Origin of the sequence: Pseudomonas quasicaspiana (assembly GCF_021147825.1) — a bacterium.
GTDB lineage: Bacteria > Pseudomonadota > Gammaproteobacteria > Pseudomonadales > Pseudomonadaceae > Aquipseudomonas > Aquipseudomonas quasicaspiana.
In genome coordinates this window covers 16,517-35,218 of sequence record NZ_JAGTPI010000041.1, presented here as the reverse complement: position 1 = coordinate 35,218, position 18,702 = coordinate 16,517, and the positions used below count along the sequence as shown (strand labels likewise).

Annotated in this window: 15 protein-coding genes; 10 read left to right on the top strand and 5 right to left on the bottom strand. The window is 57.3% G+C overall.

Annotation, left to right across the window (positions count from 1 at the left end; all coding sequences use genetic code 11):
* Positions 1-124 precede the first annotated feature (124 nt).
* The 3 genes from KDX30_RS20690 (at position 125) to KDX30_RS20680 (ending at position 4,935) form a co-directional block, all read left to right on the top strand.
* Positions 125-1,426, top strand: a complete 1,302-nt coding sequence (locus tag KDX30_RS20690; protein ID WP_231677373.1) for an Nramp family divalent metal transporter — start codon at positions 125-127, stop codon at positions 1,424-1,426.
* Positions 1,427-1,714: 288 nt separating this feature from the next.
* On the top strand, positions 1,715-3,040 hold the full coding sequence (locus KDX30_RS20685; protein WP_231677384.1) for an MFS transporter: 1,326 nt from the start codon (positions 1,715-1,717) through the stop codon (positions 3,038-3,040).
* Positions 3,041-3,165: 125 nt separating this feature from the next.
* Positions 3,166-4,935 carry a sensor domain-containing diguanylate cyclase gene (locus KDX30_RS20680; RefSeq protein WP_231677372.1) on the top strand — a complete coding sequence of 590 codons (1,770 nt, stop codon included), beginning with the start codon at positions 3,166-3,168 and terminating at the stop codon, positions 4,933-4,935.
* A gap of 26 nt (positions 4,936-4,961) precedes the next feature.
* Here KDX30_RS20680 and KDX30_RS20675 read toward each other — a convergent pair whose 3' ends face one another.
* The gene (locus tag KDX30_RS20675) at positions 4,962-5,144 is read right to left on the bottom strand and encodes a DUF6021 family protein (RefSeq protein ID WP_231677371.1); all 183 of its coding nucleotides are present in this window, start codon (positions 5,142-5,144) and stop codon (positions 4,962-4,964) included.
* A gap of 92 nt (positions 5,145-5,236) precedes the next feature.
* A complete protein-coding gene (locus KDX30_RS20670; protein ID WP_231677383.1) occupies positions 5,237-5,746 on the bottom strand; it encodes an SgcJ/EcaC family oxidoreductase in 510 nt (169 codons plus the stop codon).
* 182 nt (positions 5,747-5,928) lie between these two features.
* Here KDX30_RS20670 and KDX30_RS20665 point away from each other — a divergent pair, with 182 nt between their 5' ends.
* Genes KDX30_RS20665 through KDX30_RS20650 form a run of 4 tightly spaced genes read left to right on the top strand, consistent with a single transcriptional unit; the run spans position 5,929 to position 10,560 of the window.
* Positions 5,929-7,113, top strand: a complete 1,185-nt coding sequence (locus tag KDX30_RS20665; RefSeq protein WP_231677370.1) for a sensor histidine kinase — start codon at positions 5,929-5,931, stop codon at positions 7,111-7,113.
* Positions 7,110-7,778, top strand: a complete 669-nt coding sequence (locus KDX30_RS20660) for a response regulator (RefSeq protein ID WP_027902411.1) — start codon at positions 7,110-7,112, stop codon at positions 7,776-7,778. Before KDX30_RS20665 ends, KDX30_RS20660 begins: the two co-directional genes overlap by 4 nt.
* Complete coding sequence (locus KDX30_RS20655) at positions 7,775-10,087, top strand: ATP-binding protein (protein ID WP_231677369.1); 2,313 nt, start codon at positions 7,775-7,777, stop codon at positions 10,085-10,087. Before KDX30_RS20660 ends, KDX30_RS20655 begins: the two co-directional genes overlap by 4 nt.
* Entirely contained in the window at positions 10,084-10,560 is a 477-nt protein-coding gene (locus KDX30_RS20650) for a response regulator (protein ID WP_099268620.1), read from the top strand. The genes KDX30_RS20655 and KDX30_RS20650 overlap by 4 nt, the downstream gene beginning before the upstream one ends.
* Positions 10,561-10,678: 118 nt before the next feature.
* On the opposite strand, the gene KDX30_RS20645 is transcribed toward KDX30_RS20650, so the two are convergent.
* A complete protein-coding gene (locus tag KDX30_RS20645) occupies positions 10,679-13,483 on the bottom strand; it encodes a PAS domain-containing sensor histidine kinase (RefSeq protein ID WP_231677368.1) in 2,805 nt (934 codons plus the stop codon).
* 247 nt (positions 13,484-13,730) lie between these two features.
* Here KDX30_RS20645 and KDX30_RS20640 point away from each other — a divergent pair, with 247 nt between their 5' ends.
* From KDX30_RS20640 to KDX30_RS20630, 3 genes are all read left to right on the top strand, one after another.
* Complete coding sequence (locus KDX30_RS20640; RefSeq protein ID WP_080238327.1) at positions 13,731-14,243, top strand: GNAT family N-acetyltransferase; 513 nt, start codon at positions 13,731-13,733, stop codon at positions 14,241-14,243.
* Between the two features lie 431 nt (positions 14,244-14,674).
* Positions 14,675-16,099, top strand: a complete 1,425-nt coding sequence (locus KDX30_RS20635) for a sugar porter family MFS transporter (protein WP_231677367.1) — start codon at positions 14,675-14,677, stop codon at positions 16,097-16,099.
* Positions 16,100-16,221: 122 nt separating this feature from the next.
* On the top strand, positions 16,222-17,427 hold the full coding sequence (locus tag KDX30_RS20630; RefSeq protein ID WP_122704867.1) for a sugar transporter: 1,206 nt from the start codon (positions 16,222-16,224) through the stop codon (positions 17,425-17,427).
* A 146-nt stretch (positions 17,428-17,573) separates the two neighbouring features.
* On the opposite strand, the gene KDX30_RS20625 is transcribed toward KDX30_RS20630, so the two are convergent.
* Together KDX30_RS20625 and KDX30_RS20620 are read right to left on the bottom strand one after the other, a co-directional pair.
* A complete protein-coding gene (locus tag KDX30_RS20625) occupies positions 17,574-17,939 on the bottom strand; it encodes a hypothetical protein (RefSeq protein ID WP_049826681.1) in 366 nt (121 codons plus the stop codon).
* Positions 17,940-17,949: 10 nt separating this feature from the next.
* A complete protein-coding gene (locus KDX30_RS20620) occupies positions 17,950-18,699 on the bottom strand; it encodes a phosphatase PAP2 family protein (protein WP_231677366.1) in 750 nt (249 codons plus the stop codon).
* Positions 18,700-18,702: the final 3 nt, after the last annotated feature.

Here is an 18,702-nt window from a genome sequence, read left to right as displayed (position 1 = left end):
AATCGCTACCCTCTCCCACCGAAACATCTGCACACACTCCATCAAAAATCTGATGTTGTACGACGTCTGACGTTATGTTCGACTTGCATCCGTCTCACTAAAAATAACAAATGGGGATACTCCTATGACGAGCACCAGCTCAGTCGATAAAAAAGCTACTGCTGCGCGTGAATCGGTCTTTGCCAAAGTCACCAAGCTTCTTGGCCCCGGCATTATCGCGGTGCTGTCATGGCTGGGGGCCGGTGATCTGATCACCTCTTCAGTGGCAGGCGCCAACTACGGCTACGCCATGATGTGGGTGCTGGCGGTTTCGCTGCTCCTCAGATTCCTCATCGTCAACATTATTGCCCGCTTCCAGCTCTGCAATAACAAGGGCATGAGCATCCTCGAAGGCTACGCCCAGCTCCATCCCGTCTTTGCCTGGTTCATGCTCGGCTACGCCTTGCTCATGGGGCATTTGATCAATGCTTATATGATCAAAGGCGCAGGCGAAGCACTGGCCATGTTGCTGCATATCAACCAACCGTTGCTGTGCTCTTTCGCGGTCGTGATAGCGGTCTGGTTGTTGGTGGGACGCAACATCTACACCATGATTGAAGGCGTCATGAAGGGCTTGCTGGCGCTGATGACCCTGGCGTTTCTGGCACTGGCAATCATGTCCAAGCCGGATATGGTCGGCATTCTCAAAGGCACCATAGGTTTCAGCATTCCACCGGATGAAGGTGTACACGGCGCACTGCTGGTGGCGGTTTCGGTGATTGGGGCAGTTGCCGGCTCCATCGCCAACTTCGTACACCCGTATGTAATGCGCGAAAAAGGCTGGATCGGCCCTGAACACAAGCGCATGCAGCGTAATGATCTGCTGTTTGCGGTATTCGTCGGCATTATCATCAACCTGGCTATCTGGGTTGTGGGTGCAGAAATTCTGCGTCCGAACGGCATTCAGGTGACTAACTTGCAGGACTTGGGCAAAGCCCTGGAAATGTTCTTCGGCTCGGCGGGCTGGTACATCTTCTTTGTTGGCGTGTTCGCAACGCTATTCGCCAGCATCGCGGGCAAGACAACGGCCTTCCCGATGCTGATCACCGATGCGTTCCAGCACATCCTCCCGAAACGTCGCGAGAAATTCGGGAAGGAGTTCCACAAAGACCCGATGCACAAATGGTTCATGCTGTTCATTCTAGTCACTCCACTGGTGTGGTCGCTGCCGGGCATGCCGGACTTCGTGACCCTGACCATCGGCGTGAATGCACTGAACATCATTGGTCTGCCAATCATTTCTCTGGGCCTGCTGATCATGTCCAACCAGAAAAAGCTGCTCGACAAGCAATACCGCAACAACCTGTTCGAGAACATTGCTCTGGTATTCGCGACAGGTCTGGCGTTGTGGGTAGCATTCCAGTTGGGGACTGATTTGCTGAGCTGAGGGACGAAATGGCTCTTCTGATCTGAACCCATTCCTCCAGGAGTGGCCGGGGCGGCGATCGCGGTTTACCTGACAAACTGCATCGCAGCCTTCGGCAGCTCCTACAGCTCATGTGCCTTTAGCGTTGAAAACATTTTGCAACAAACCGTTGCGCAGCAGCCGTGTAAAACAGCAGGATCACTCTAGCGTCTGCATAGCGCAGGCATCCCTGCTCGAATATACGGAGCCCTGCTGGTAATGGATCAAGCCTCTTCACCCACCCGGCTGACATCTCGTGAGTTTCGCGGGATGGTCGCCATTCTCCTGTCTATTGCCCTCGCCACGCTGGATACGGCCATCGCCAATACAGCATTGCCCAGCATCGCAGCTGACTTGAATGCATCGCCTGCCGCTTCGGTATGGGTTATCAACGCCTACCAGCTCGCCGCTGTGGCGACTTTGCTGCCATTTGCCGCGCTAGGCGGCGTCATCGGCCATCGCAAGGTTTATCTGGGCGGACTGATTCTTTTCGTGTTGTCTTCGGCGCTGTGTACCTTTGCCTGGTCGCTGCCGTCCCTGACCATCGCCCGAGTCATGCAGGGGCTGGGAGCGAGCGCCATCATGGCGGTCAATGCGGCGCTGATCAGTTCGATCTTTTCTCACGAACGCCTGGGCCGAGGGCTCGGCATGAACGCGCTGGTGGTGGGCACTTCATTTGCAGCCGGTCCCACCATCGCCTCTTTAGTATTGTCGGTCACCAACTGGCCCTGGCTGTTTGCAATCAACCTGCCGCTCGGGATCTTCGCCCTGGTATTCGCCTGGAACTCTTTACCCGCCAGTAAGCCGGGCACCCTGACTTTCGATCGTCTGACCGCTGTGCTCAACGTGATTACTTTCGGCGCACTGATATACGCTCTGGGTGAAGCGGCCCAATTGGGCTCAAAAACCAGTGTGTTGATCGCTCTGGCAGCCTTTCTGATCGCGGGCGCATTGATGTTGCGCCGCGAAGCCGGTCACCCGGCGCCGATGTTCCCGCTGGATTTGCTCAAGCGGCCGATGTTCGCCCTCTCCGCCCTCACCGCTTTCTGTTCATTTGCCACCCAGGGGCTGGCCTTTGTCTCGCTGCCGTTCTTTTTCGAAACCGTTCTGGGCCGCGACCCGATCCAGACCGGATTTCTGATGACTCCATGGTCGGTGGTCGTGGCTATGATCGCGCCCATTGCCGGACGCCTGTCAGACCGCTATGCGCCAGGGATGCTGGGCGGTATCGGGTTGGCGATTTTATGCGCGGGGATGATTTCGCTGACGATGATTCCCGCCGACGCCAGTGCGTGGGAAATCGGTATTCGCATGATCATCTGCGGGCTCGGTTTCGGGTTCTTCCAGGCGCCAAACCAAAAGGCTCTGATGACCAGCGCTCCAAAAGAGCGAGCCAGCGGTGCCAGTGGCACGATCGCCACCGCACGCCTGATCGGGCAAGCGACAGGCGCAGCACTGGTCGCATTGAGCTTCGGTATCAGCGGCGAACATGGACCGGTTCTGGCGCTTGCCATTGGTGCCGGTTTTGCGGCTGTTGGCAGCATTTCCAGCGCATTGCGGCTGGTTACAGGCAAATCCCCCGCTGCCGCAAGCTGAACGAACCTCACATAAAGTGAAAATAGTGCCGTTCGTAGGAAACCTTCTGCAGAGTAAGCCGTCCCAGCTATGATGGCACAAGGCCTCTCAATACCGAGACCACTCTGCGGCTGTCCGGAACGTCTATGCAATTATCATTACAAGCCGAAAAACAACGTCTCGCGGCGATCCGCGCCATCCAGTGGCTGGAAACCGCCGCTGACGAGAACTTTGATCGCATCTGCCGACTGGCTTCAGCCTATTTCAACGTACCCACCGTGTTGGTGTCGCTGGTAGAGAAGGATCGTCAGTGGTTCGCGGGCAGAGTCGGCTTTCCGAAGCCGCAAACCCCTATTCATCAGTCTTTCTGCGCGCACACGATAAAGCAGGAAGGCGTCATGCAGGTCGTTGATGCCTGCGCTGATCCACGCTTCATGGATAATGAGCTGGTGACGGTTGATGGCGGCATCCGTTTCTACGCCGGAGCCCCCCTGATCACGCGTGACGGGCATGCAATAGGCAGCCTGTGCCTCATCGACAAATTTCCTCATCAACTCAGCCATGCCGAAACACTGGTCCTTCAGGATCTGGCCGAGATGGTGATTTCGCAGATCGAACAGCGACAACAGACCAGCATGTGCAATGCCACAAGCGGTCTGCCCAATCTGCGCCAGTTTCTGACCGACAACGCAGGTCCATGGCTGGATGCTGAGGCTTCAACACGGGTACTGATGGTTGTCGAGATTCTTGAAAGCCAGTGGGCTCATGGCTTTGCGCTTGAACAAGACTCCGGACTCATTGATGCAAAGGCGAAGGACATCACCGCTCGCCTTAGCCAGGCGCTGGGTGAAGAGCTGACGGCTTACCATATCAGCGAGCGCCACTTGTGCCTGTTGATTCCTGCCAGACCTCAGGATCAAAGCGAGTTGATCCTTACCCTCAGCACAATGGTTTGCGAACCCTGCGCCGAAGATTCGATATCCACCTTGCCCGGTCTTCGCATAGGCATTGCTGTATGCGGAGATGGAAAACAATCAATCGGTGATCTGCTGCGCAAGGCCCGCTCCGCAGCGGACTTAGCCGCCCGGGATGGAATTGACTGGGCTGTCTGGGATGAAAACCCGAATTGCGCGTCTCGTCGCTCCGACGCCCTGATTCACGATGTCGCTGGCGCGCTTTCCAGAGGCGATATTTCGCTGGTATTCCAGCCACGCTTCAGACTTGAGGATGGCCGTCAGGTCAGCGCCGAAGCATTGCTTCGATGGAATCACCCAGTTTTCGGACCGGTATCCCCCGCTGAGTTCATCCCGCTGATTGAACGTTCCGGGCAAATCAGCATTGTGACTCGCTGGGTTATCGACAATGCCCTGGCTGCCGCTGCTGGCTGGACCGACAGCGAGGCCAAGGTCTCGCTCAATCTTTCAGCCCTGGACTTTCAGCACATCGATATCGCAAAGGCGTTGAAAGCGGACTGCGAAAAACACAACATCGGCCCGCATCGGGTCGAGGTTGAGATAACCGAAGGTGAATGGATAAGGGCCAGCAACAATGTGCTGGCCCAATTGGCGGAGATTCGCGCGCTTGGCGTGGATGTCGCCATCGACGACTTTGGTACAGGCTACAGCAACTTCGCTTACCTGCATGAAATCCCGGCAAACGTGATCAAGCTGGACAAGTCGATCATTACCGATCTGGAAAACAAACCACGCAACCGCATCATTGCTCAATCTGTTTTTCAGCTGGCGCATCAGTTGGGCTATCGAACCGTTGCAGAGGGAATCGAAACCTTCAAGTGCATGGATCTGGTCAGGGGCTACGGTTGCCATGAGGCACAGGGCTTCTTTCTAAGCCGACCGCTTTCAGCCGAACAGATCATGCTGACAATGATGGGCAGCCCTTTCCTTTTGAGCGCCTGACCTTCGCTAACTCGTGTGTGCGAGAGTTACTCGCCGCTCTTATAGGGCGGGTACTTGTCGTCGCCATTCACGCGTTTGTCCTCGTCAAGGTCATGCCCATCTTCAGGAGACTCTGCTGGCCCCACCGGATCGACCTGCGGGTCTGCCAGGTCAGGAGAGTCCGGGTCAAAACCCAGATTCTGCTCGGGGTCACGCTGATTGGTCGCCATACTCACCTCCTGGTAAATGCCCAACGGCGTTGGGCTACTCACTTAAGAAGCAGGGCAGCTCGCAAAGTGCAGCGTAACTGACGAGCGGGCCCTCATCCCTGCTGTGGCATGGCCGAAGAGTGATGATTCAGGATCAGCCATTCACCATTAATCTTCTGATAGAGGTAGGTATAGCGTGCCTGCACCTGACGTTTGCTGCCGTCAGCCTCGGTAAGCGTGAAGGTATACACGCCGGTGTCCAGCGCCTTGTTTTCATTCAGGCGACGAATCTCACGGAAGTTGACGACCCCGACTGGTTTCAGCACCAGGAAGTGGTCGAAGTAATCCTTGATCTCCGCAGGTGTAGTGCGCACTTTATTGGATACAGTGGGCTGCAGGATTGCGTTCTTCGCGTAAAGAGCGGTTACCTTGACGGAGTCACCCGTCTGCAGCGTACGATTCCAGCGCTCGAACAGCGCGGCGATTTCACGATCTTTGACATCAGTCGGTTGCGGGGCGATCTCCGTGTAGGAATGCGGTTTGACCGGCGCAGTGTCGACAGCATGGACCAGGGGCGTTGCCAGAATAGCGATCAGCGCCACAGCAGAAATTTTTATGTTCAGCTTCATTTACGGTATTCCTATCGGCTTTTGGTGGAGCTACTGTGCCGCGTCTCGAACGTGCGGCAATCAGCCGATTGGTGCGATCTGTCTATGCCATTTGGCAGATAGCGGCACCACACCGGAAAAGGTCTAATGGCGCCACTTTTTGCCGAATGGATCCGGCCCCTGTGTTGGAGCAGTACATGCACAAGCCTTCCGATGATCCGGCCAGCGCGCTCAATCTGCGCAGTCAGTACCGTCAATGGGAAAGTCGTGCCGCGCGATTGAGATTGCTCGTCGACACCGGCCACGAACTGACCCGCCTTTCGCCCTCCTCAATGCGCCAACGCGCAGTACAGAGAGCCTGTGCATTTCTGGCGCTGGATCAGGGCATTCTGCTTGAATGGACCGGCGAGACGCCCTCGAGGTTGAGCGCCAGCCATGGCAATCCACAACGCTTTCAGACACTGACGACACTCCTCGACAGGACCATCCTGACGCCGGAATGGCGAGTTCAGCCTTGTGCAGAAATCCCCTGCGTATTGCATCTACCCCTACTGGGTGCCGACGGCGAGCCCTTCGCGGCCCTGCTGCTGGCCAACAGCGCGAACATTGCAGCGCCTGATACCGAAGACCTGCAGTCTCTTCAACTGCTGGCCACCCTGCTCGCGGCACATCTGGAAAACAGTCGTTTGCTCGATGCGCTGTCGGCACGCGAGCGGGCCATGTCCGAGCTGGTTCATCGTTTATTCAGTGCTCAGGAAGATGAGCGCAAACGGGTCGCCTACGACCTGCATGACGGGCTGGCACAAACCCTGGCAGGTCTTCACCAACGCCTGCAAGGTTTTGCCAGCCAATGCCCTGACCTCTCTGGGCCGTTGAGTCAGGAGCTGTCAACGATTCTGCAACTGGCGCAACGCTGTGTCGGCGAGGGTCGACAACTCATCGGCGGCCTGCGTCCGGTTGTGCTGGATGACTTCGGTCTTCTTCAGGCCATAGACAAGGAGGCGGATCGCTTGCGCGAAGCGGGTCACGCCGTGCAATGGACGGCCAAATATGCCGAGCGATTGCCCGATGTCATTGAAATCACCTTATTCCGCATTGCACAGGAAGCCATCAACAACGTCCTCAAGCATGCCGGTCCCTGCAGTGTCAGGCTTGCCCTGCAAATGCGCGGCGCAGAAGTTGCCGTGCTGATTGAAGATCAGGGTCGAGGGTTTGCAGCCCGGCAAGCATCGAGAAATGGCTCGACGGAAGGGTTGGGACTGACGGCCATGCAGGAGCGCACTCACCTTGTCGGTGGCCGGTTTGAATGTGCCAGTCAGCCGGGCAAAGGTACACGTTTGAGTGCCATTGTCCCGCTGGGCAACAACGAGGTCCCGGCATGAACAGAACAATAAGACTGGTCATGGCAGACGACCATGAAGTGACCCGCGCAGGGTTCATCTCGCTGTTGGCTGGACATCCGGAGTTTGAAGTCGTGGGGCAAGCCAATGATGGTCAGGAAGCCCTGGAGCTTTGCGAACGCCTGCGCCCGGATATCGCCATCCTTGATGTGCGCATGCCGATCCTCAACGGCCTCGGTGCCGCACGCCTGCTGCAACAACGCATGCCGGAACTGAAAGTGGTGATGTTCACCATGGACGACAGTCCGGATCATCTGGAAGCGGCTATTGCAGCCGGGGCTGCTGGCTATCTGCTCAAGGACGCCAGTCGCGAGGAGGTCATCAATGCTCTGCGTCGGGTCGCAGCCGGAGAGGACGCGCTGAACAGCGCGATGAGTGCACGTCTGCTGAGACGTATCGCCACCCGCCGGGCCGCCGGTTCAGCGCCTCGGGAAAACCTCACCGAACGAGAGCGTCAGGTTTTGGGACTGGTTGCCGGAGGATTCAGTAATCGTGAGATTGGCGAAAAACTGGGTATCGCCACCGGCACCGTCAAGGCCCATGTCGAACGCGTCATCAGCAAGCTTGATGCCTCTGACCGAACCCAGGCTGCGGTGCGCGGCATAGCCCTGGGGCTGGTTGCCCAGCCTGACGGAAACTGGACATGAGTCGCTGGTCGGATTTGCCACTCAGGGGCAAGGCGCTGATCGCAATCGCCCTGCCGCTGGTGATCCTGTTGTCCTCACTGGTGCTGATTTACCTCGCCGAACGGCAGACCGCTCGTGCCGAAGAAGATGTCCGCCGGGTGCTGCTGGTGCAAGGAGATATTCAAACGGTTCACACCCTTCTCGCCGAGGCAGCCGCCAGCGAACGTGGGTATCTGCTCACCCATCGCGAAGACTTTCTGCCAGCCTACAACAGCGCGCGGCCATTGATTGATGCGGCCTTGCAGCGTCTGGATGCCAACGTTCGTGACCCTGAAATTCGTGATCGCCTGCAACTCATCACTCCGCTGATCAACATCAAGCTGGGGGCCCTGGCAAAACTGCGTGAGGGCAACGGTAAAGACCCGGCGCTTGTCACCGATATTCTCGTGAGCAACAAACAGGTGCTCGACACCTTGCGAGAACAGATCAGCGCCATGCGCAACCGTGAAGCCACATTATTGGAAGAACGTACCGCAGCCGCTGCTGAAACCCGTGAGCGGCTGGTGTTCGCCACGTTTCTGGCCGCCTGCTGCGGGGTATTCGCCGCTGTCGCGGCAATGCTTTTGCTGTCCAGAGGCATCGTCAGCCGGGTCGAGCATGTGAAGCGCAACGCGCAATTGCTGGCTGCGGGTCATCCACTGATGCCGCAACCTGCGGAAAAGGACGAAATAGGCCAATTGGGCACCCGTCTGGTGGAGGCCGCGCACCTGCTGGCCCAGCGTGAAGGCGCGTTACGGGATAACGAAGAACGCTTGCGACTGATCATCGACGCGGTCAAGGATTACGGTATTTTCGCCCTGGATGCCAGCGGCCGTGTCACGACATGGAATGTCGGAGCAGAGCGAATAAAGGGCTACAGCGAACAGGAAATCATCGGTCAGCCGTTCTCCGTTTTCTATTTGCCGGAGCAGTGCCCTCAGCGTCCGGAAATGGCTTTGCGAGAAGCCCGAAACAAAGGCTATTTCATGGAAGAGGCCTGGCGACGCCGCAAGGATGGCAGCCGCTTCTGGGCCAGTGTGGTTATCAGCGCCCAGTACGATGCCAGCGGCACCTTGCGCGGTTTTTCCAAGGTCACCCGGGATATCAGCGACCGTCATGCCGCCGAAATCGCTTTGAGCGCAGCCCGGGAAGAAGCCGAGCGCGCCAGCCGCGCCAAAAGTGAGTTCCTGTCACGCATGAGCCATGAGCTGCGCACCCCCTTGAATGCGATTCTCGGCTTTGCGCAACTGCTGGAAATTGATCCACTGCCGACACAGCGTCAGCAGATCGGACATATCCTCAAGGCGGGCCAGCACCTGCTGACCCTGATCAATGAGGTCCTCGACATTGCCCGTATCGAGTCAGGGCACCTGCCGGTCAATCTGGAGCGCATTGCGCTAGGCTCCGTCCTGCACGAAGCGCTGGCGCTGGTTGCACCTATGGCCAGTGAAGCGCGGATCCGTATTGCTCCCCTGCCAGTCATACGCCCCGACGAAGGTGTAATCGCCGACCGCCAGCGATTGATGCAGGTGCTGCTGAACCTGCTCTCCAATGCCATCAAATACAACCGCACAGAGGGTGAAGTCACCCTCCAGGTAACCCGCAGTGGCCAGATGCTCTCGGTGACGGTATCGGACACGGGCCCCGGCATTGCCAAGGATCAATTGCACAAATTGTTCCGGCCCTTTGAACGTCTGAACGCCGACCATCAGGTTGAGGGCACCGGTCTTGGCCTGGCACTGAGCAAGAATCTTCTGGAAATGATGGACGGCAGCCTTCAGGTACTCAGCGCTACAGATGAGGGGTGCAGTTTCATTTTAAGTTTGCCCCACGCCGTCATTAAGCCGGAGACGGCTGTGGTCGCGTCGCAAATCAGCACAGTGATTGATAACCCGGAGCCAACTTCTGCGCCCTATCGGGCCAGTGTGCTGTGTATCGAAGACAACCTGGCCAGCCTGACACTCATAGAAACCTTGCTGCAGCGGCGCTCGGGCATTCAACTGTTCTCAAGCATGCAGGGACAGATGGGCCTGGATCTGGCTACGCGACATGCGCCGGACCTGATTCTTCTGGATATCAATCTTCCTGATATCTCCGGCATCAAAATACTGCGCCGCCTGCGTCGCGCTGTACAAACTGCAAATATCCCGATCCTGATGATGACCGCCGACGCCACGCCGATGACTCACAAGGTGCTACGCGAAGCGGGCGCCACAGCCATTCTGGTCAAGCCGATCAACGTCCGGATGTTCTACGACCAGATTGATCAGTTCCTCACGGAGCCTGTATGACTCAAGACCTTCGTATCCTGCTGATTGACGATCAGCGCGCCAATCTCGAACTGATGGAGCAGTTACTCGCCCGTGAAGGACTGCTTAACGTCCTGAGCACTACCCAGCCTACGCACACACTGGAGCTGTTCAATAGCTTCGAGCCGGATCTGGTAATCCTGGACCTGCACATGCCTGAATTTGATGGCTTTGCCGTGCTCGAACAACTGGGGCGGCGTATCCCGCCCCATGAGTATTTACCCATTCTGGTACTCACCGCCGATGCGACTCGTGATACACGGATACGCGCTCTGGCTTTAGGTGCAAGGGACTTCATCAGCAAACCACTGGACGCACTGGAAACCATGCTTAGGGTCTGGAACCTGCTGGAAACCCGCGTGCTCTACAAGAGCCTTCGGCAGTTGCTGCCGGCGGAGCAGATTGAATTACTGCAACAGCGGCGTGGGGGGAGCACGCCACGAGAGTTACGTTAGCTGTCCATGGCACTGCGCTGTCGCAAACCTCGAATCTGTAGGCGCTGCCGAAGGCTGCGATCGCGGTGTGTCAGGAGAAATGCTTCGCAGCCTTCGGCAGCTCCTACAGACAAGTATTTCAGCAACCACCTTGCCGCGCACTTATCTCGTTACGCAGCAGCCGGGCCAGCGCTTCAACCGAATACGGCTTTTGCAGAAACGTAAAGCCCTGGGAGTTTCCCTGAGCCAGAGCGGGACTGTAACCACTGGTCAAAACAATCGGCAGCTGCGGATACAATCTCTGGACTTCAAGAGCAAGTTCCACACCGTTCATGCCTGGCATTACTACGTCGGAAAATACTGCCTGAAAGGTATCAGCCCGCTCTGCCAGTACCGCCAAGGCCTCGACCCCATTCCTGACCCAGTGAATGTCGTAGCCGAGTTCTCGCAACGTCTGGCTGGAAAAATCGCCAATTTCGGGGTTGTCCTCAACCACCAGCAACCGGGCGCCTTCGCCGCTAGTCTGCAGTTCCATATCCAGTGCCGCATATTCCGCACTCGGCGTGGCGATGGACCGAGGCAGATAGAGGGTAAATTTACTGCCCTCGCAAAACTCGCTCTCGACGATTACTTCGCCCCCGGACTGTTTGGCAAAGCCGAAGACCTGTGACAGACCAAGTCCTGTGCCTTTACCGACATCCTTGGTGGTGAAGAACGGATCGAAAATGCGATCCAGCAAGTCCGGTGCGATTCCCGAACCGGTGTCGATCAATGAAACCGCCACATAATCGGCAACCACGGCAGCATGGGTCCGTCGAGCGGGTATATGGCCTACCGGCTCGACACAAATCCTCAACGTGCCCTCGCCGTTCATGGCATCCCGGGCGTTGACCGCCATGTTGATCAGCGCAGTGTCGAACTGCCCGGCATCGGCATTGATGTAGCAAGGCTGCGCTGGAAGCTCGACCACCACTTCGATCCGTGCACCGGTCAGTGAACTGATCATCTCGCCGATGGCCCGGACGCTCTTGCCTGCGTCAAAGACTTCAGGACGCAGGGTTTGCTGACGGGAAAACGCCAGCAGTTGCCCGGTCAGTTTGCTCGCCCGATCAACCGCATTGGAGATCGCGTCGATGTAGCGCCGACGTCGTTCCTCGTCCAGATTACGCTTGAGCAGATCGGTTGAAGCTTTGACCACTGTCAGCAGGTTATTGAAGTCGTGGGCCACACCACCGGTCAACTGACCAACCGCTTCCATCTTCTGCGACTGGCGTAATGCGGCTTCGGTGCGGCGCAATGCTTCTGCTGCCTCGCGTTCGGCCTGAACATCGCGGCCGACGGCATGGATATAGGACTGATCAGGTACAGCCGTCCAGGATATCCAGCGGTACGAACCATCCTTATGCAAATAGCGGTTTTCAAAGCTGGAGAAGCTGATGCCTTGAGAAAGCTTCCCCGCAGCGGCCGCTGTGCTCAGCTCGTCATCCGGGTGCAAAAACTCCAGAAACGATCTGCCAACCAGCTCCTCGGGAGCCCAGCCCAGCAGATGACTCCAGGCCGGATTAACTGCCGTTATGGCACCGTCAAATTCGGCGATCAGCATCAGGTCAGTGGACAGCCGCCAGATACGGTCGCGATCCTGAGTTCGGGCTTCAACCCGCTCTTCGAGCGTGGCATTAAGCTTGCGCAAATCTTCTTCCGCAGCACGAGTGGCGGTGATATCACGAGAAATGCAGAGGATCTTCTCCACCGCGCCTGCGGCATCGAACATCGGCGTCACCTGCACATCCCACCACTTCGGCGCGCCGAGATAGGTGTTGGCAAAGCCCTGAAAGCGTCCAGACAAACCGGCCTTTGCACGTTCGATGGCTGCCTTGGCGTCGATATGTCCCTGATCCTGCCAGAAGTCGGGCCAAGGGCACCCGCGTACGGCGTTGAAATCGCTGACTTCCATGACACGCATACCGCCTTCGCTCATGAACGCCAGGTTGCCATCCAGATCAATAACCTTGATGCAGTCGTTACTGCTGGCCAATACGCGGCTGTTGAATTCTTCGGTATCCCGCAACGAGGATTCGATACGCAGGGCTTCAGTCACGTCCTTGAACAGCATCGCAATGCGGTTCTGGGCATAGTCATCGATCTTGTAGGCGTAAATTTCATACCAGCGCCCGTTGAGGGCAACAGCGGGAGCATTAAAGCCCATCGATTTGCCGCTCAATACAACTCGTGCATAGACCTCAAACCAGGGCACCGGACGCCCTTCGGCGATGTCCCGCAGACTTTGGCCGATCTGCTGTTTAAGCTCGGTCATGCTCTCGAAGGCAGCGTTTATCTCAACGAGATGGCAGCCCGCCAATGCATCTTCTGCATACGACACTTCCAGCACACAGAAGCCGATATCAATGTTGCTGAACAGTGCACGGTAACGTTCGTCGCTGGACTTGAGTTGCTGGTCAACGCGCACCGAATGAGTGGTTTCGACGGTATGGCACAAAACGCCGAGCACCGACTCTTCGAGCTCGTCGTAGATCGGCGAAAATGAAAATGTCCACCAGGTCTGCTCTTCAACGCCGTAGCGCGCCATGCTGATCGGCTGATTTTCGTAACGACTGGATTCGCCAGCAAAAGCACGCTCCACTACCGGACGCACCTGCTCCCACGCGTCAGCCCAGAGTGTGGTGACGCTCTGCCCCAAGGCCCCTTCAAGACGCGGGCCTAGAATGGGCCGGTAGGCATCGTTAAAAAAGAAATTGAGATCCTGCCCCCAGAGCAGATACAGGCTTTCGGGTGAGTTAAGCATGATGCTCAACGCCGACCGTATCGGCGCAGGCCAATTCTGCATAGGACCGAGGGGGGTAGCAGCCCAATCAATAGCTCTGATGGCTGCGCCGGTCTCGCCGCCGGGAAGCGTGCGTGAAGTCGGGCTGATGAGGGGGGTCATGGGCATTTACTGACTGCTAAGGCGTCACAGGACGAAGATCATCGGCCGAATCAGCGCAAGAGAACCGCTGAGTCTGGAGTGCTGGCAAACAAACGCAATCATCGCAGTTTCTGCAGGTACTGGCTAATTGCAAACAGATTGACCCTTGGGACGCAAAAACGTTCTGCGTTCGCTGAAGAAGCCTATGCAAGCCTTGTTACACACGGCTGCCGTATACTGACGGGCCGCACCCGCACTTAAGGAATGAATGCCAATGCGCGCCCCGTCCTCTGCCATCGTTGTCGAACGTTTTACCGAGGCCCACGCCGAAAGCGTAACCGCTTTGTACAACGTCCCTGCAGTTGCCCGGCAAGTCCTGCAAATGCCTTTTCAATCCGCTGACATCTGGCGTAAACGGCTGGACAGCAGTAACGAACGACTGATCAGCCTCGTGGCACTGCATGAAGGGACCGTGGTTGGGCAAGGCTCGCTGGAGCAGTTTTCCCGCATCCGCCGCAGTCATTGTGGCTCGATCGGCATGGCCGTCGCGCAGGACTGGCAAGGCCAGGGCATCGGCAAACAGCTTTTGACTGCGTTGCTGGAAGTGGCTGATAACTGGATGAAACTGCGCAGGGTCGAGCTGATGGTTTATTCAGACAATCAGGCGGCAGTGATTCTCTATGAAAAGCTAGGCTTCGAAACCGAAGGGCTGCTGCGTGATTATGCCGTTCGTGATGGTCAGTTCACCGATGCCCTGACCATGGCGCGCATTCGGGCCTGACGCAGGACTGCGCAGGACCTGTGGGCCGGGATTGCCAGCGATAATCTGTAAACCCAATCGCGGGCAAGCCCGGCTCCCACAGAACCTACGAAAATCTGCAGGAACTGTTTCAGCCTGAAGGACGTCGGGGTATTCGCTCAATTTTCTTCGGCGGACAAACCGCCCTTCGCCCAATACCGGTCCCACGTCTGCTCTCAAGCTGCTCATTGCTTGCGCCAAAACCCGGCAACATTACACGCGCGCAATCCCGCACGCTGAAACGATTAACCTTTAATTCAATATGTTTCCGGTTTTTACGGAACTAGCCCGACTGACCACCCCCTAAGCCTTCAAGCCAGCGGTCTGGCAAGGCTATTTTCCGTCAATCTGCACCAGCATCGGAACGTCCCCTGCCCAGCCGCGTCATCGTTCAATCAAAGGATCTGCAGTTCATGTCCTCAAACACGACAACCGCCTCCTTGGGCGGCGATAAAGGCGGGCAGCATATTTCGGCCCGCAGGTTGGTATTCATTTCCGTACTCGTTGCAACCATGGGTGCCCTGGCGTTCGGCTATGACACCGGCATCATCGCCGGTGCGCTGCCTTTCATGACGCTGCCTGTTGAACAGGGCGGACTAGGGCTGAATGCTTTTACCGAGGGGCTAATCACGTCCTCGCTGATTGTCGGCGCAGCGTTCGGATCGCTGGGCAGTGGTTATCTGTCCGACCGTTACGGGCGCCGCGTTACCCTGCGCCTGCTGTCACTGCTATTCATCGCGGGAGCCTTGGGTACCGCCATCGCACCGTCGATTCCGTTCATGGTTGCCGCTCGCTTTGTGCTGGGCATCGCGGTCGGTGGCGGCTCAGCCACGGTACCGGTGTTCATTGCGGAAATTGCCGGCCCGAAAAAACGTGGCAGACTGGTCAGCCGCAACGAACTGATGATCGTCAGCGGTCAATTGCTGGCCTACGTCCTCAGTGCTCTGATGGCGGCCTTGCTGAGCTCGTCGCACATCTGGCGCTACATGTTGGCTATCGCCATGCTGCCCGGTATTTTGCTGCTGGTCGGCACATTCTTCGTCCCGCCTTCTCCGCACTGGCTCGCCGCCAAAGGGCGCTTTAACGATGCCCAGGATGTGCTGGAAAAGCTGCGCGACACGCCTGAAGAGGCCAAGCGCGAAGTCGAAGAAATGAGGTCGCAGAAGGAAAACGCCCGCAAGCGTCCGCCTGTTTCCGAGCTGCTGCGTCAGGGATGGATAATCAAGCTGTTGCTTATCGGCATTGGCTTGGGTTTCACCGCTCAGTTCACGGGCGTGAACGCCTTCATGTATTACACCCCTATCATTCTCAAGACCACTGGCATGGGCACTAATGCCGCTCTGACAGCCACCATCGGCAACGGCGTCGTCTCGGTCATCGCAACCCTGCTGGGCATCTGGGCCATTGGGCGTTATGGCCGTCGCCATTTGCTGATGACCGGATTGGTGACAGTGATTCTGGCCCAGATCGCACTGGGTTGCGTATTGCAATTCATGCCGCAGAACCTGACCCAGAGTTACGCCGCCCTCGCCTGCATCCTGTTGTTCCTGCTGTTCATGCAGATGTGCATTTCGCCGGTTTACTGGCTGCTTATGTCTGAATTGTTTCCTTCGCAGATCCGCGGCCTGCTGACCGGTACGGCGGTGTCCATGCAGTGGCTGTTCAACGCAGCGGTAGCATTTCTGTTCCCAATGGCGCTGGACACACTGGGTAACCCCACGTTCTTTGTCTTTGCGGTAATCAACGTCGGCTCTCTACTGTTTGTGTTCTTCTGCCTGCCGGAAACCAAGGGCAAATCACTGGAAGAGATCGAGAAACACATGAAAAAAGAGCTGTAAACACCTCGGGCCTGCTGCTCTAATCGCAGGAGCTTGCAAGCCTGATACGCTCAATGGCTCAGTAATACACCCGGCGGACGCTCGAACGCTCAAGCGTCCGCCAATTTTTTTTGCGAGGATTCATGAGTACCTCTGCCGACACCCAACAGACCAGCTGGATCAGTGTAGGCGCACTGGCAGTAGCAGCTTTCATCTTCATCACCACCGAGTTCGCCCCGGTGGGTCTGCTGTATGCCATTGGCAGCAGCTTCGACATGACCGCTGCGCAGGTGGGACCGATGCTGACGGTCTATGCCTGGACGGTGTCACTGATGTCCCTGCCCATGATGCTGCTGACTCGCAACGTCGAGCGACGGCTGTTGCTCAAAGTGGCGATTGGCACGCTGATCGTCAGCCACATCGTCCTTAGTCTTTCACCAAATTTCACCATGGTGGTGATCAGCCGGATCGGCATTGCCTTGGCGCATGCGGTGTTCTGGTCCGTCACCGCTTCGCTGGCGGTACGCCTGGCCCCGGGCGGTAATCGTTCGCGGGCATTGAGCCTGCTGGCGATGGGCGCTTCGCTGGCCATGGTATTGGGGATTCCCATCGGCCGCGTGCTGGGCGAAAGCATGGGTTGGCGCGCGACGTTTATCACCATCGCAGCCGTCGCAGCGCTGATCTGGTTTCTGCTGGCTAAAAAGCTTCCCCTGCTCCCGAGTCAAAACAGCGGCAGCCTGAAAAGCCTGCCTATCCTGTTCAAACGCCCGGCGCTGGTTTCTCTGTATGGCATCACGGCGCTGGTGGTCACCGCCAACTTTACCGCGTACACCTACATCGAGACGTTTGTGCAGTCGGTTGCGGGCTTCAGCGAAGAAACCACCACCTGGATGCTGCTGCTCTTTGGCCTGGCCGGACTGATGGGGTCGATTTTCTTCAACACCCTGTACACCCGCTTCGCCAACCACCTGACCACGATGGCAATCGGTTCTTTGTGCATCTGCCTGACATTGATGCTTTGGGCTTCATGGAGCATTTACACGTTGGTCGTGGTCTTTGCGCTCTGGGGGCTGGCGATGTTGTGCTTCGGCATTCTGATGCAGTCGCAGGTCATCCAGCTGGCACCCGATGCCACCGATGTCGCGTCCGCCATGCACTCGGCCATCTACAACGTCGGCATCGGTGCCGGTGCACTACTGGGCAGTATCGTGGTGCATCACCTGGGTTCGGCATGGGTCGGCTTCGTCGGCGGGTTCCTGGCCTTGTGTGCCCTGATCATCAGTCGGATAACGAGCCAGCGCTATGGCAGTGCTGAACCGGGACCTGGCACCGTTGACATCATGCACTGACGGACCTGCTCAGAAGCCTTCAGTTGAGCCGCCCGGTGCGTGATACCGGGTGGCAATGCAGACGAACGTCACTGACGCTTCCAGCACTCTGCATAGCGTTTGCAAACGCCATACTGTTCATCCATTTTCGCCATGCGCCTCATCTTTCAGTGCCGGATCGCCCTGCTCCACGCCTGATCCTTGCTGTGCTGCCAATCCCGATCGGCCTGGCTGTCGATACCCACATGACGCTGAAAGTCGCTGGTGGTAGTGGCCTGACATTGGCGGAAGCCGTCATCCCAGCCCGTGGCGTACTTGCGATCCTCCAGGTAGACGGGCACGTTCTTGCGAAACTCACCGAGGGCGCCAGCCGCTTGCCGACCACTGCCACAGCCGTCGTCAAAGCCACTGGCATACGGCGCAGGATATCCTTGAGCCAGCAGTCGTTCCCGGGTGCTTTCACAGCCTGCCAACACAGCCACAGACAGAAACAACGACAACACCGCAATGGCACGTCCACCCGAGATTTGCATGTGCATGATGTCAGCCCTTCCCGCCTGCCGCTTCTATGGAGCCAGAGTTGAACGACGTCTGTGCTTGCGGACGATAGAGAATCCAGCGGTAGCAGAGCACACAAATCACCCAGTCAAAAAGTAAAGTCCAGACGTTGTGGGAAAGGAAATGCGCCCCCTGCATCATCCGGCCCACCGACAAAATCACGCCCAACCCGAGCGCAATTCCCAAGGCGATTCGTGCCCCTTTCAGATGACGGTCCCGCAAGGCAAAGAACAAGGCCAGCAACGAGAAGCCGGTAGACGCATGCCCGCCCGGCCAGCAGCGGCCAGGTTTGAGGGTGTCCGGGCGCTGGCTGAGCAGTGACGTGTAAGTCTCGCTGCCTCCAAAATCGCTCAGGCTCCACGGGCATTGCACGGCAGTCACCACTTTCAGCGGCGTAACAATGGCAGTGGTCAATGCAATCGCCAGAACGGTGTAACCCAGCGGCCTGCGCCATTCAGCAAGGCGGGAAGAAAACCAGCTGCTCAGATAAGCAATCGTCAGTGCAACGAATAGCAGAATTACTGCCTGCTTGACTCGGTCGTGGAGGATGTCTTCCAGCCAGTAACTTTTACGTCCGATAAAGCCCTCTCCCGGCACATAAAACATCTGGGCGATGGAAAAATCCAAAGCCGTCGGATCGAGCAGCAACATCAACCCCATCAAGACGATGGGGATACCTAATGCGAGTCGAAAATCAAAAGGTCGCGATGCGCGAAGCGGTAGTGCAATAGCCATGGA

Coding starts and splice junctions, on each gene's coding strand:
- KDX30_RS20690 (WP_231677373.1), top strand. CDS start 125: ATGACGAGCACCAGCTCAGTCGATAAAAAAGCTACTGCTGCGCGTGAA.
- KDX30_RS20685 (WP_231677384.1), top strand. CDS start 1,715: ATGGTCGCCATTCTCCTGTCTATTGCCCTCGCCACGCTGGATACGGCC.
- KDX30_RS20680 (WP_231677372.1), top strand. CDS start 3,166: ATGCAATTATCATTACAAGCCGAAAAACAACGTCTCGCGGCGATCCGC.
- KDX30_RS20675 (WP_231677371.1), bottom strand. CDS start 5,144: ATGGCGACCAATCAGCGTGACCCCGAGCAGAATCTGGGTTTTGACCCG.
- KDX30_RS20665 (WP_231677370.1), top strand. CDS start 5,929: ATGCACAAGCCTTCCGATGATCCGGCCAGCGCGCTCAATCTGCGCAGT.
- KDX30_RS20660 (WP_027902411.1), top strand. CDS start 7,110: ATGAACAGAACAATAAGACTGGTCATGGCAGACGACCATGAAGTGACC.
- KDX30_RS20655 (WP_231677369.1), top strand. CDS start 7,775: ATGAGTCGCTGGTCGGATTTGCCACTCAGGGGCAAGGCGCTGATCGCA.
- KDX30_RS20650 (WP_099268620.1), top strand. CDS start 10,084: ATGACTCAAGACCTTCGTATCCTGCTGATTGACGATCAGCGCGCCAAT.
- KDX30_RS20645 (WP_231677368.1), bottom strand. CDS start 13,483: ATGACCCCCCTCATCAGCCCGACTTCACGCACGCTTCCCGGCGGCGAG.
- KDX30_RS20640 (WP_080238327.1), top strand. CDS start 13,731: ATGCCAATGCGCGCCCCGTCCTCTGCCATCGTTGTCGAACGTTTTACC.
- KDX30_RS20635 (WP_231677367.1), top strand. CDS start 14,675: ATGTCCTCAAACACGACAACCGCCTCCTTGGGCGGCGATAAAGGCGGG.
- KDX30_RS20630 (WP_122704867.1), top strand. CDS start 16,222: ATGAGTACCTCTGCCGACACCCAACAGACCAGCTGGATCAGTGTAGGC.
- KDX30_RS20625 (WP_049826681.1), bottom strand. CDS start 17,939: ATGCAAATCTCGGGTGGACGTGCCATTGCGGTGTTGTCGTTGTTTCTG.
- KDX30_RS20620 (WP_231677366.1), bottom strand. CDS start 18,699: ATGGCTATTGCACTACCGCTTCGCGCATCGCGACCTTTTGATTTTCGA.